The sequence below is a fragment of the Mycobacterium fragae genome (assembly GCF_002102185.1).
Classification (GTDB): domain Bacteria; phylum Actinomycetota; class Actinomycetes; order Mycobacteriales; family Mycobacteriaceae; genus Mycobacterium; species Mycobacterium fragae.
Window position 1 is genome coordinate 192,244 of sequence record NZ_LQOW01000024.1, and the last position, 12,524, is coordinate 204,767.

The 12,524-nt window shown below is 67.6% G+C and carries 14 protein-coding genes; 4 read left to right on the forward strand and 10 right to left on the reverse strand.

Features of this window, described 5'->3' with window-relative positions:
- Positions 1-18 precede the first annotated feature (18 nt).
- From ccsB to hemL, 6 genes are read right to left on the reverse strand one after another with little or no spacing between them, the layout of a single operon-like run.
- Positions 19-987, reverse strand: a complete 969-nt coding sequence (ccsB, locus tag AWC06_RS11900) for a c-type cytochrome biogenesis protein CcsB (RefSeq protein WP_085197559.1) — start codon at positions 985-987, stop codon at positions 19-21.
- Positions 984-2,555 (reverse strand): cytochrome c biogenesis protein ResB, encoded by a 1,572-nt coding sequence (gene resB, locus AWC06_RS11905; protein WP_139820025.1) that lies wholly within the window; start codon positions 2,553-2,555, stop codon positions 984-986. The genes ccsB and resB overlap by 4 nt, the downstream gene beginning before the upstream one ends.
- On the reverse strand, positions 2,555-3,313 hold the full coding sequence (locus tag AWC06_RS11910; RefSeq protein WP_085197561.1) for a cytochrome c biogenesis CcdA family protein: 759 nt from the start codon (positions 3,311-3,313) through the stop codon (positions 2,555-2,557). The genes resB and AWC06_RS11910 overlap by 1 nt, the downstream gene beginning before the upstream one ends.
- Positions 3,310-3,927, reverse strand: a complete 618-nt coding sequence (locus AWC06_RS11915; RefSeq protein ID WP_085197563.1) for a TlpA disulfide reductase family protein — start codon at positions 3,925-3,927, stop codon at positions 3,310-3,312. Before AWC06_RS11915 ends, AWC06_RS11910 begins: the two co-directional genes overlap by 4 nt.
- A 2-nt stretch (positions 3,928-3,929) precedes the next feature.
- Entirely contained in the window at positions 3,930-4,538 is a 609-nt protein-coding gene (locus tag AWC06_RS11920; protein ID WP_085197565.1) for a histidine phosphatase family protein, read from the reverse strand.
- Positions 4,538-5,842 (reverse strand): glutamate-1-semialdehyde 2,1-aminomutase, encoded by a 1,305-nt coding sequence (gene hemL, locus AWC06_RS11925; RefSeq protein WP_372458190.1) that lies wholly within the window; start codon positions 5,840-5,842, stop codon positions 4,538-4,540. The genes AWC06_RS11920 and hemL overlap by 1 nt, the downstream gene beginning before the upstream one ends.
- Before the next feature lie 97 nt (positions 5,843-5,939).
- On the opposite strand from hemL, the gene AWC06_RS11930 reads away from it, so the two are divergent.
- On the forward strand, positions 5,940-6,806 hold the full coding sequence (locus AWC06_RS11930) for a hypothetical protein (RefSeq protein ID WP_085197568.1): 867 nt from the start codon (positions 5,940-5,942) through the stop codon (positions 6,804-6,806).
- Here AWC06_RS11930 and AWC06_RS11935 read toward each other — a convergent pair.
- Positions 6,793-7,188 carry a nitroreductase/quinone reductase family protein gene (locus tag AWC06_RS11935; protein ID WP_085197570.1) on the reverse strand — a complete coding sequence of 132 codons (396 nt, stop codon included), beginning with the start codon at positions 7,186-7,188 and terminating at the stop codon, positions 6,793-6,795. The two genes, AWC06_RS11930 and AWC06_RS11935, sit on opposite strands and share 14 nt — an antisense overlap.
- An 11-nt stretch (positions 7,189-7,199) precedes the next feature.
- Here AWC06_RS11935 and AWC06_RS11940 point away from each other — a divergent pair, with 11 nt between their 5' ends.
- Together AWC06_RS11940 and AWC06_RS11945 are read left to right on the forward strand one after the other, a co-directional pair.
- A complete protein-coding gene (locus AWC06_RS11940) occupies positions 7,200-7,595 on the forward strand; it encodes a nitroreductase family deazaflavin-dependent oxidoreductase (protein WP_085197572.1) in 396 nt (131 codons plus the stop codon).
- A 3-nt stretch (positions 7,596-7,598) separates the two neighbouring features.
- Positions 7,599-8,237, forward strand: a complete 639-nt coding sequence (locus AWC06_RS11945; RefSeq protein WP_085197574.1) for a class I SAM-dependent methyltransferase — start codon at positions 7,599-7,601, stop codon at positions 8,235-8,237.
- 6 nt (positions 8,238-8,243) lie between these two features.
- On the opposite strand, the gene AWC06_RS11950 is transcribed toward AWC06_RS11945, so the two are convergent.
- From AWC06_RS11950 to AWC06_RS11960, 3 genes are all read right to left on the reverse strand, one after another.
- Positions 8,244-10,061, reverse strand: coding sequence for an amino acid permease (locus AWC06_RS11950; protein WP_085198059.1), 1,818 nt, complete (start codon positions 10,059-10,061; stop codon positions 8,244-8,246).
- 62 nt (positions 10,062-10,123) lie between these two features.
- Positions 10,124-10,726 carry a TetR/AcrR family transcriptional regulator gene (locus tag AWC06_RS11955; protein ID WP_085197576.1) on the reverse strand — a complete coding sequence of 201 codons (603 nt, stop codon included), beginning with the start codon at positions 10,724-10,726 and terminating at the stop codon, positions 10,124-10,126.
- The gene (locus AWC06_RS11960; protein WP_085197578.1) at positions 10,704-11,552 is read right to left on the reverse strand and encodes an oxygenase MpaB family protein; all 849 of its coding nucleotides are present in this window, start codon (positions 11,550-11,552) and stop codon (positions 10,704-10,706) included. Before AWC06_RS11960 ends, AWC06_RS11955 begins: the two co-directional genes overlap by 23 nt.
- Before the next feature lie 113 nt (positions 11,553-11,665).
- Here AWC06_RS11960 and AWC06_RS11965 point away from each other — a divergent pair, with 113 nt between their 5' ends.
- Positions 11,666-12,517 (forward strand): alpha/beta hydrolase, encoded by an 852-nt coding sequence (locus AWC06_RS11965; RefSeq protein ID WP_085197579.1) that lies wholly within the window; start codon positions 11,666-11,668, stop codon positions 12,515-12,517.
- Positions 12,518-12,524: the final 7 nt, after the last annotated feature.

The window sequence follows — 12,524 nt, forward strand, 5'->3', positions numbered from 1 at the left end:
TTGCGGTACTCGAGTCGGTTAGCCCACACCGGCATATGAATGCAGGCCCACAGTCACCAGGTTAACGAAGAACAGGTTGAAGACCATTGCCACGAATCCGGCGGCGTTGATCCAGGCGGCCTTTCTGTCCCGCCATCCCGCCGTTGACCTGGCATGCAGGTAGGCGGCATACACCATCCACGCGATGAACGCCACCGTCTCCTTGGGATCCCATCCCCAGTACCGACCCCATGCTTGCTCGGCCCAGATCGCGCCGAATATCACCCCGAAACCGAAGACCGGGAACCCGAAGATCGTCGTCCGGTAGGCGATGCGATCCAGCGTCTGCGCGTCCGGCAGCCGCTGCACCATCCGGGCCAACGCCCCGGGCGCATCGGGCTCGCCCAGCCGCGACGTCCGCAGCAGGAACAGGATGCTGGCCACGCCCGCGACCAGAAACACCCCAGAACCGAGGCTGACCACCGAGACGTGGATGGGCAGCCAGTAGGACTGCAGCGCCGGCATCACCGGCGCGGCGTTGGCGTAGAGCCAGCGCCCGGACACCGTCAGCAAAATCAGGACCGGCAAGAGCAGGAAAACCCACAGCGGCCGGTATTGCGGTCGGCGCAACACGATCGCGCCGGCGACTAGCCCGCAAAAGCAGGTCAGGTTGATGAACTCGTACATGTTGCCCCAGGGCACGCGCGCGGTGGCCAGACCGCGCAGCACGATGCACAGCGCCAACAACCCGCTTCCGGCGTACACCAAGGCCAGCCCGGCCCGCCCGACACGTTCGTCAAACGGCCGCCGTGGTGCCTGGGGGACGACGCCCGGCGTGGTGCTATCGGCGGCGACTCCCGCGGTCACTAGCTCACCGGCCCGGCGGCTGCGGGCGTAGGCGAGTTCGATGGCCAGCAGCAGCAACGCGACCACCAGCACCACGACCGCGGAGGTGAACGCCCAATCGGAGTTGCGCGCCAGCCCGATGTGCACGTGCACGGTGTTCATCGGACGCTCAGCTCCCTTCGCTCGCCCGCGTCGAATCCGGCCAACAGCCGGCTGGTCAGCCGCTCGAATTCGTCGCCCCAACCGGAGTTATCGGTGCGCGCCAGCCCGCCAAGCTCGACGTTCACCGTATCGGTCGCGCCGGTGGGCGCGATCCGCACCCAGACCCGCCGCCGTCGCACCAGCAGCGAAACCAACAGCCCGGCCATCATCGTCACAGCGCACACCAGCACCCAAACCTGGCCCGGATCGTGGGAGACCTGCAGGTTGACGAACGGGACGGCGCCGTCGAATCGCACCACCGTGCCGTCATCGAGCCGGACCTGTTCGCCGGCGCGCAGGTTGACGCGTTTGAGCTTGGTCAGCCGGTGCTGGTCGATGAGGCGAGGATCCAGCGTGTAGAGCGACTGCGGGCGGCCGGTGTCCAGGCCGGTGTCGCCTTGATAGATGTCGACGGCGACCGCGGGCGCGTTCAACGCGGGAAAGCTCGACGACAGCAGCGTGCCCTCGAGCTGCTCGGTCGGCGCGAGCAGGCCCTGGATGGCGATCTGGTGTTTGCGGCGCTGGTCCGGGTCGGGATACGTGCCGGCCGGCGGGTCGATGCGGGCAACGCCCGACGACAGCAGGGTCTGCGGATTGTCGGGCCGCCACTGCACGGTCGAGGTGCGGATCTGCCCGTCGGGGAAGGTCACGCTGAACGTCGGCGCGTAGCCGTGGCCCTGGAGATACACGCGGTCGCCTTGGAGCCGCAGCGGGTGGTTGACCTGTAGCCGGTAAGGCCGCCAGGTGTTTGTGCTGAGGTCGCGGCCGCTCTGGTAATCGATATTCGCCGCGAACGACGTGGCCTGACCGGATGGCAGGTAGTAGGCCTGAAAGTCGTTGACCCGGATACAAATTGGGTGTAGCGACGTGCCGTCGACCGTGTTGCCGGCCCGGAACGAGTCGAACGCGGCCGGTGACGCCGAGCAGAAGCCGGGCCCGCGGTCGGCGATGACGATCACGTTGCCCTCGTAGCCGAACAGCTTGCCGACGGCCACCGCGATCAGCAGGCCCAGTAGCGAGAAGTGAAAGATCAGGTTGCCGAATTCGCGCAAATAGCCCTTTTCGGCGGAGATTTCGACGATGCCGGTCCCGCGGGTTACTTTGCGCCAGCCGCGCAGCCGGTCGGCGATCGTGGCGGCCACGTCGTCAGGATTGCCGGCGACTGTGGCGGTCGCGTTTTTGGGCAACCGGGCCAGGTTGCGGGGTGCGGGCACCGGCGTGGCCCGCATGCCGCGAGCGTGTTCGATCGTCCGCGGCACGAGGCAGCCGACCAGTGACACGAACAACAGCACATAGATTGCGGTGAACCAGAAGCTGCCGAACACGTCGAACGCCTGCAGTCGGTCCAGCCACGGCCCGATCAGTGGGTGCGCCGCCAGGTAGTCGTCGACCTTGCCGGCGTTGAGGCTGCGTTGTGGCAGCAGCGCGCCGGGTATCGCGCCGAGGGTCAGCAGCAACAGCAGCACCAGCGCGGTGCCCATCGAGGTCAGCGCGCGCCAGGTGTTGCGGGCTTTTTGCGCGAGCGACATCAGACCGGCAACCTCACGTCGGAGACGAATGCGTCGCGCAGCCAGGAGACGAAGTCGTTCCAGGCTCCGCTGACCAGTGCGATGCCCACGATGATCAGCAGGACGCCGCCGAAGATCTGCAACGCCCGGGTGTGCCGGTGCAGCCAGCCCAGCCCGGTGACGGCGGCCGCCGACCCGAATGCCAACAGTACGAACGGGATTCCCAGGCCGAGGCAGTAGGCGATCACCAGTGCGATCCCGCGGGCCACGCTCGCGCCGTCGGTGGCCGAGGCCACGGTGATCACCCCGGTCAGCGTCGGCCCCAGACACGGCGTCCACCCCAGCGCGAACACCGCACCCAGCAGCGGCGCCCCGGCCACCGTCGAGAGCTGCCGCGGAGTGAACCGCAGTTGACGCTGTAGCGCCGGGACATAGCCGACGAACACCAGGCCCATCAGGATGGTCAGCACGCCGCCGACCCGTTGCAGCAGAAGCTGATTGGTGATCAACGCGGTGGTCATGCCGAGCACGGCGACGGTGCCGAACAGAAAGACCGCGGTGAAACCCGCGACGAACAGCGCCGCCGACCCGGCCACCCGCCAGCGCGCGGCCTGCATGCGCGGTTCGTCGACGCCGACGACCGCGGCCAGATACGACAGGTAGCCGGGCACCAGCGGCACCACACACGGCGACGCGAACGACACCAGACCCGCCAGCAGGCACACCGCCAGCGCCACCAAAAGCGGGCCGGCAGCGGCGATCTGGGTAAACCCGGTCATTGCGGCCCCGGTGCCGGGCGGTCTGCTGTGCCCTTTTCCAACGCCAGCCGTTGCACCACCGGCTGCAGGTCCTCGGCTAGCAGCTCGCGCAGGAACACCGCCGCGACCCGGTGCTGTCGGTCGAGCACCAGCGTGGACGGGACGACCGAGGTGGGGTATTTGCCGCCGAACGCGATCATGGTCCGCATTGCCGGGTCGTAGATGGACGGGTACGTCACATGCCGGTCGGCGACGAAGTCTTGGGCGGCCTGGCGGTTGTTGTCGCGCACGTCGATGCCCAGGAATGCGACTCCGTCGGCTCGGGTGGCGTCGTAAACCCGTTGCAGCTGGGCGACTTCAGCGCGACAGGGACCGCACCACTGCCCCCACACATTGATGACGACGATCTTGCCGGCGAAGTTGTCAACCGAGAGGGTGCGCGTCGGATTCATCAGGTCCGGGCCGGCCACCGGGCCGGGTCGGCCGCGGTGGTCGGGTGGGTCGTAGAAGATGTCGGTCTTGCCGCCGGGCGCGACGAATTCGAAGGTGCCGCCCTGCGCGACTGCGTCATCGCCGCTCGCGCAGCCGGCCAACAGGCCGGCCACCAATGCGGCGACGAACGCCAGGCGGCGCATCGTCAACCGCCCGCCGGCTCGCTGTACTCCACGTCGACCAGCCGGTCGCCGTCATAAACCAGCGACGTCACCGAGGCGATTGCGCATTGCCGGCGGGTGGGCCAATGCCACAGCCGCCTGCCGGTCAGCGACAGCCGCAGCGTCCAGATCGGAAGCTGGTGGCTGACACATACCGCCTCGTGGCCGGCGGCGCGCGCCCTGGCCTTGTCGACCGCCGTCGCCATCCGCGCGGCGATCTGCGCATAGGGTTCGCCCCATGACGGGGTGAACGGGTTGCGCAGATGCCACCACACCCGTGGGTCGCGCCACGCGCCATCACCCGGCGAAATACCGCGGCCCTGCAGGATATTGGTCGATTCGATCAGGTCTGGGTCGGTGTCCACGGATATGTCATGACGCGCTGCGATGGGCGCGGCGGTCTCTTGCGCGCGCTGCAGCGGGGAGGAGATCACTGCGACGACATCACGGTCGGCCAGCGCGTCGGCCACCGCCTGTGCCTGCCGATTGCCCTTGTCCGACAGGTGAAACCCGGGTAGCCGTCCATACAGCACGCCGCCGGGGTTGTACACCTCGCCATGACGCACCATATGAATTCGGGTCTGTTCGGCCATCAGGGTTTGCTCTCCTTGGCTGCGGTGGCGGCGGCGGGCAAAGCGTCGGCGATCCGGGCGAACGCGGTGTCGTCGAGCGCGGCCGAGACGAACCATGCCTCGAAGGCGCTGCACGGCGGGTACACACCGCCCGACAGCAGGGCGTGGAAAAAGCCTGGGTAACGCCAGGTTTCACTTGCCCGCGCGGACGCGAAGTCCGTCACCGGGTGGTCGGTGAAGAACACGCTGAGCATGTTGCCGGCCCGCGGGATCTGGTGCGGCACATCGGCATCCGTCAAGGCCTCGGACAGCAGGGCGGCCAGCCGGTCGGCGTTGGCGTCCAGTGCCGCGTATATCCCGTCGTCGGCGGCACGCAGCGTGGCCAGCCCGGCGGCCATCGCCACCGGGTTGCCGGACAGCGTGCCGGCCTGATACACCGGGCCCAGCGGCGCCAGCCGTTCCATCACCTCGGCGCGCCCGCCGAACGCCGCGGCCGGCAGCCCGCCGCTCATCACCTTGCCGAACGTGAACAGGTCGGCGTCCACCGGATCGATTCCGTACCAACCACTTCGGCTGACCCGGAATCCAGTCATGACCTCGTCGACAATCAGCAGCGCGCCGTGCTCGGCGGTGGTCTTTCGCAGCGCGGCGTTGTATCCGGGCGCGGGCGGGACGACGCCCATGTTGCCTGGGCTGGCCTCGGTGATCACGGCGGCGATCTGGTCGCCGAACCGGGCGAAGCTCTGCTCGACGGCGTCAATGTCGTTGTAGGGCAACACGATCGTATCGGCGGCGGTCGCGCCGGTGACGCCGGGCGAGGACGGCAGGCCCAGCGTCGCGACCCCGGAGCCCGCGTCGGCGAGCAACGCGTCGACGTGGCCGTGGTAGCAGCCGGAGAATTTGACGATCTTGGCGCGGCCGGTGAAGCCGCGGGCCAGTCGCACGGCGCTCATGGTCGCCTCGGTGCCGGAGTTCACCAGCCGGACCCGCTGCACCGGCGCCACCCGGGCGATGATCTCGCCGGCCAGTTCGGTCTCGGCCGGGGTCGGCGCCCCGAAGGACAGCCCGGTTGCGGCGGCCTTGGCGACGGCGTCCACCACCGCGGGGTGGGCGTGACCGAGGATCATCGGCCCCCAGGAGCAGACCAGGTCGACATACCGGTTGCCGTCGGCGTCGGTGAGCCAGTAGCCGCTCGCTTCAGTGATGAAGCGGGGGGTGCCGCCGACAGCCTTGAAGGCCCGCACCGGCGAGTTCACCCCGCCGGGGATGACCGCGCAGGCGTCGTCGAACAGCTTCGCCGAGATGGCCGTACCATGCACGTCCACTAGTGTCCCAGCCGGTCGCGGGCGGATAACTACGGGGTGTAGTTGTCGACGAGTGCGTCGAGATCGGTGGGACTGCTATTGACAGAATCGACCGGTGATGCGGCAATCGGCCAGCGCGCTTGCCCTCGCGCGCGTCGGCGCGGTTCGGGACGACCCGGACGCCCGGCTGGCCCTCTTGCGCGACGAATACCGAGTGCCGTCCGACGTGGACCGCGGCTATCTACCGTTTCGCCAGGCGGCGTCGGCCTTCATGAAATGGCAGCTGCGCCGTGGCCTCCTCAACCCGGCTGACTCGCCGAGGCCGGGCAGCCCGTGGTGGCGGGCGATGAACGAACGCCTGCTGCGCGACGGGTGCGAAGCCCGAGCGCTGGCCTTCGGTCATCCAGGACCGGCGAGCTCGCCCACGGTTGGCGCCTGGCTGGAGTTCGTTCGCCATCCCACCGCGGCGAGCTGGTATCGGGCCCACAACATGAGCGTCGTCAGCGCTTATCTGGAACACGAACACCTGGCGTCGCGCGAACGCCGGGTCGAACGATTCTTCATCAACCTGGTGCTGGTCCGGGTCCTCTACGCCCACGCGTTGGTCGCCGCGCCGCGGCTGGCGCTGGGCTGGCTGGCTCCGGCCGGCCGGTTACTCGGCGATCCTCGGCTGGGCATGACCGGCATCTTCCTGTCGCTCACGCGAGTACTGCCCGATCGCTATCCGCTCGGTGACGACGTCACCCCGTATGCGCAGGCCGAACACGGGATGGGACACCTGCTCGACGTCGGAGTCATCCAGCCCCGGGTCGAACGCCTCTACGCGTGGTCTGCGGATGAGCTCGATATGCCCGGCCTGCGACAGCTGGTGAGCGGCCAAACCCCGTGCTACGCCTGGCCCGCGGCGGACCAACAACCATGGGACCCAGCCCCGTCCCGCGTGGCCCGGCTAGCGCGCAGGGTGCTGCCCGCTACGTCGCGGTGAGCGCGAACACCGGGTGGTCCGCCGGGTCGGGCAGTTTGCGGAAGTAGCCATTGACAGCCCTGCCAGCTTTCTTCCGGTACGCGGTCAGGATCGGCTGGCGCTCCGGCACCGGGGTTTCGCGGGCCACGTAGGTCACGGCGCCGGACTTGTTGGTCACCGTGACGGTCGGATTGGCGCGGACGTTTTTGACCCACTGCGATTCACCGCGGGTGGATACCAGATATCTGGTCCCGCCCACGTCGACGGTGACGACCGGAATGTGCTGCGGTTCCTTACTGCCCCGCTTGGTCACCGTGAGGGTTTCGCTGTTGCTGACGCCGGTGGCCAACGCGATGCGGTTGAAAATCTTGACGGTGAACCACGGCGGCTTGAGGTAGGCCATAAGGTACGAGTATGCAACTACCGCAACGGCTCGCCCGATTCAATCGCCACGTCACCAACCCGATTCAGCGGATGTGGGCCGGCTGGCTCCCCTCGTTCGGCATTCTCGAACACGTCGGACGGCGTTCCGGCAAACCGTATCGCACACCGTTGAATGTGTTCACCGCCGAAGTCGACGGAAAGCCGGGGGTGGCGATCCTGCTGACCTACGGCCCGGACCGCGATTGGCTGAAGAACCTCAACGCGGCCGGCGGTGGGCGAATGCGACGCAACGGCAAAACCTTCGGCGTCGCCGACCCCCGGACGGTCACCAAGGCCGAAGCGGCCGAACACGTCAGCCGTCGGGCGCGGCCGATCTTCGCCCGGTTGCCGTTCGAGCAGGCGGTGCTGCTGACCAAGACCGACTAGCCGATGACCGATCTATCGCAGTTTCAGCATCCACGCTTTGCGCGGATGTATGAGCGGATGAGCGCCGAATCCGAGCGGCGCGGAACGGCGATGTATCGGGACCGGGCGCTGGCCGGGCTGACGGGCAGGGTGGTCGAGGTCGGCGCGGGCAACGGGATGAACTTCAGCCACTATCCGAACACGGTCACCGAGGTGGTCGCCGTCGAGCCGGAAGATCACCTGCGTGGGTTGGCCGAACGGGCCGCCGCCGAGGCGCCGGTGCCGGTGCGGGTGCTGGCCGGTCATGCGTTAGCGCTTCCGGTCGAGGACGACGGATTCGATGCGGCGGTTGCCTCGCTGGTGTTGTGCTCGATTTCGGATACCAGCGCCGCGCTGGCCGAGATACGGCGGGTGCTGAAACCCGATGGCGAGCTTCGCTTTTTCGAACACGTCCGCTCCGAGAAGCCGTGGTTCGGGCTGCTTCAGGACGCGTTCACGCCAATCCAGGCCCGCGCCGCAGGTGGTTGTCACCCCAACCGCGACACCGCCGCGGCGATCCGAGCCGCCGGTTTCGACATCGAGGAACTGGACCGGGTTTACTATGCGCCGCTGAGGTTTTACCCGCGCCATGCGCACATCCTGGGACGGGCGCGGCCCCGCTGACCGCGACTACGGCGCGACGGCCAAATCCGTTGCCTGCTGGCGCGGGACGACGTGGGTGACCGGTATTGGATACGCCGAACGCGCCTTGTCGACCAGCCCCAGCCGCAGCCACGACGACCGGGCCTCGGCGATCACGAGTTGATCCGGCCGGAAGCTTTGCACCGCTGCAGCCAGGGCGCGCAATGGCCGGTAGTCGCCGAGTTCGCCGTCGGCGGGCAGACCGATGTCGCGCATCGCGGCCAGGATGGCGTCCAGTCGTCGGTGGGCCGCCTGAACGGTGGCGTCCAGCACGTAGAGCGGACCCGTGCGCTCGGCCTGACCGGTGTCGACCGGGTTGGCCGGAACGCAGATGAAGTATTCGGCGCGATGTTGCGCGTCGACGCGGCGCACAACGTCGAAAAGCTCACTCGTGGAGACGTTTTTGTTGGCCAGCACCAACACCCGGGTTGCCTTGCCGCTCGGCGACGCTGCAGGTTCCGGCTTGGCCGGCCCGCGCCGCCATCGAGGCCCGAAGTACAGCGCCAACACCACCGCCCAGGCCAGCAGGCCCAGCCAAAACTCGGTGCGCGCGTTCGGGTCCACAGCCATCAGCGCCAGCACTGCGACGAGCCCGGCCAGGGTGAGGATCGACAGTCCGGGGAACAACCACATCTTGACCCGCAGCCTTTTAGGCGGGGTCCGGCGGCGCAGCACGATCTGGGAGAGCGCGATCAACAGATACACCGAGAGCACCAGGGCGCCAGAGGATTTCAGTAGGAAGACGAACACGGCGCCGGGTGCGATCCAGGCCATGATCACGCACAAGAAACCCACCACCGACGAACACATGATCGCGATGTAGGGCACGCCGCGCCGGCCGACCTTGACCAGTTGAACCGGCGCCTCGTGGCGGGCGGCCAGCACGAACAACATCCGGGACGCGGTGTACAGGCCCGAGTTCAGACACGACAGCGCCGCGGTGAGCACGACCACATTCATGACGTGACCCGCGGCGGGAATTCCCATCTCTCGCAAGGCGGCAACGTAGGGCGAGGCGCCCGGTCGATGCGAGTCCCACGGCACGATCACCGCGAGCAGGAACACCGATCCCAGGTAGAAGATCACGATCCGGACGACGACCGACTTGGTCGCCCGCGCCACCGCGCGCTCCGGATTCGCGGTCTCGGCTGCGGTGATCGTGGCGACCTCCGCGCCGACCATCGCCGAGATGACGACCGCAACGGCACCGAATATCGTGCCCACACCGTGCGGGAAGAATCCGCCGTGTGCGGTGAGGTTGGAAAAGTCGATGCCGTGGCGCGGCCACGCGCCGAGCACAAACAGCGAGCCGAGACCCAGGAAGACGACGATGGTGGCGACTTTGATTCCGGCGAACCAGAATTCGAACTCGCCGAAAGCCGCGACCGAGAACAGATTGGTCGCTGTCATCGTCACCATCAGGATCAGCGATAGCAGCCACAGCGGGGCGTCGAACCAGTAACCGATGACCTTCCCGCCCGCCACCGCCTCGAAACCGACCACGATCACCCAGAAGTACCAATACAGCCAACCGACCGAAAAGCCCGCCCAGCCGCCCAATGCCTGGCGGGCGTAGTCCGCGAACGAACCGGTCGACGGGTTGGCAGTGGCCATTTCGCCGAGCATCCGCATCACCAGAACGACCACCACTCCGCACAATGCGTACGTGATGAACGCGCCAGGGCCGGTCTCACCGATGACGACACCTGATCCGACGAACAAGCCCGCGCCGATCACACCGCCGATCGCGATCATATTGAGCTGCCGTTGCGAGAGCCCGCGGCGCAGCGTCGATGTCGAGCTCATGCGGGCGTCCTGCGTCTGCAGCATGCCGGGACGCTAACACCCGTTCGGCGCTACCGCCCGTTTCAGACCGGCGCGGCGCGCAACGCCGCGGGCAGACTTGGCAGGAAGTGCCGGGTGGCGAAGGCTCGGACATCGTCGGCGGTGAGCAAAGTTTCACGGCTGGGTAACAACAGTGTCATCGCCGCGTAGCGCAGGATGGTGTCGGCCAGCTCGTCGATAGCCGATGCGCCGATACGCTCGGCGAAGCCCTCGGGGAAAATCACCCGCAGCGCGCCCGCCATCCGCTCGACCGCGGCGTCCCAGTGTTGATGAGCCAACTCGAGCATCAGGCCGGGCTCGTCGGCGAGCATCCGGGTCAGCACGCGGTGCTGCCGAAACCGCATGATCGACAGGGTGAACGCCTCGACATAGTAATTCGACTGCGGCCCACGGTTTTTCAGCTCATCGGCGATTTCGGCGAAAAGCACAGCGTTCTCGCGGTCTATCACGGCGGCCACCAGCTCGTCGCGCCCGGCGAACCGGCGGTAGATGGTGGTGCGGCTGACCCCGGCGCGGCGGGCTACGTCGTCGAGCGCGACCCGGCGAAAGCCGTGCTGCTCGAACTCGACGATGGCCGCGTCGAGGATGGCACGGGTGGCGGGGTCATCCCCGAGCGTAGCCGGCACGGGCAAACCTGTTGTAGCGCAGCCGCATCGGTAGATGATCCCACAGCCAGTTGACCGGCCGCGACCGCCAGAATGCGGCGAACCGCTGATAGCGCCGTTCCTGCCGGTCACTCCAGGGCAGACCGAGCAGGGCGCGGGCCCGCGGCGGCAGGCCACCGGTCGTCAGGAACGCGGCGACCGGGTTGAACGCGGGCGAGATCACCCGCCACAGCAGCGGCGGAACGCCTTTGGGGCAAGGGAATCCCTTGGTGACATAGCCGACGCCGTATTTGGCGGTCGGATGCGCGACCATGACCCGGTCAAGCATGTGCTCCCAGTAGCGCTGGAACTCTTGGTAATCGGCCGGCATCGGTCGCTCGCTGACACCGTAGCGGCGATACCAGGTCTTCGACTCGAGGTAGATCTGCTCCTTCTCCTCGTCGGTGAGCCGTTTGACGAATGTGTCGGCGAAATACAGCACCTGCTCGACGAAGGTCGCATGCGCCCAGTAATAGGTCTCCGGATCCAACGCATGATAGCGCTCCCCGCCCGGCATCTCGCCCTTGATCTCGTGGTGGAAGTCGCGCACCTGCTGGCCCGGATGGTCGTCGTCGGAACCGTAGACCGTCATGAAGATCGGCCGCAGCGAGCGCTTGACCCGCGCCGCGGTGTCACTGAAGAACACCGAATGGTCCAACACGCCCTGTCCCAGTTCGGCCAGCATGTTCTGCAACACCGCCGGCCGCGGCCCGATCAGAAACATCCGGTTGTCGCCGAAATAGCGCCACACCAGCGACTGGTGCCCCAACGGCAGGGCCTCGGCGCGCACCTCAGAAAGTTCAGTCACGTGGCACAGTGTTACATATTTTGCACTTTGTACCAACCGCTGCTGGTCACACACGGATAACGGCTCCGGCGTGCCGCAACGGGCGCGGCTCCACCGCCCGGCATGATGTCGCCATGCCTGACCTTTCCCGCCGCGGCGCACTGCGTTTGGGCGCTGGCGCCGCCGCAGGCGCTGCGGCCGTTTGGGCGCTCGGCGCTTGGCTGGATCCACTCGAATTGAAAGCGTCGCCAAGCAAATTCGAGCCTGTGCCCGCCGGCAGTGCCACGCCGACTCGGCTTTCGGGCTCGTTCATCTCGGCGGCACGCGGTGGGGTGGAGACCAACTGGATCATCGCGCGCCCACCCGGCCAGACCGGGGTGTTGCGCCCGGTGATCGCGCTGCACGGCAAGGACGGCAGCGCGAAAGGCGTGATGGATCTCGGTGTCGAGGACGGACTCGCCGAGCTGGCCAAGGCCGGCCGGCCCCCGTTCGCGGTGGTCAGCGTCGACGGAGGCGCTCAGTCGTACTGGCATCGACGAGCCGACGGCACCGATGCCGGAGCCATGGTGCTGAACGAGCTGATACCGATGCTGGCGACGAAAGGTCTGGATACCTCCCGGGTTGGGTTCCTCGGCTGGTCGATGGGCGGATACGGCGCGTTGTTGCTGGGCGCTCGCCTGGGCCCGCAGCGCACCGCCGGGATCTGCGCGGTCAGCCCGGCGCTGTTCACGTCGTTCACCGGCAGTACCCGCGGCGCCTTCGACAGCTATGACGACTGGAAGCGCAACACGGTGTGGGGGCTTCCGGCGCTGGCGTCGATCCCGCTGCGGGTGGACTGCGGCACCAGCGACCGCTTCTGCCCGGCGACCCGGCAATTCGTCGCCCAGCTGCGCACACCGCCGGCGGGCGGGTTTTCGCCGGGCGGACACGACGTAACCTTCTGGCGTGAGCAGCTGCCCGGGGAGCTAGCCTGGTTGGCGTCCTGACCTCAGG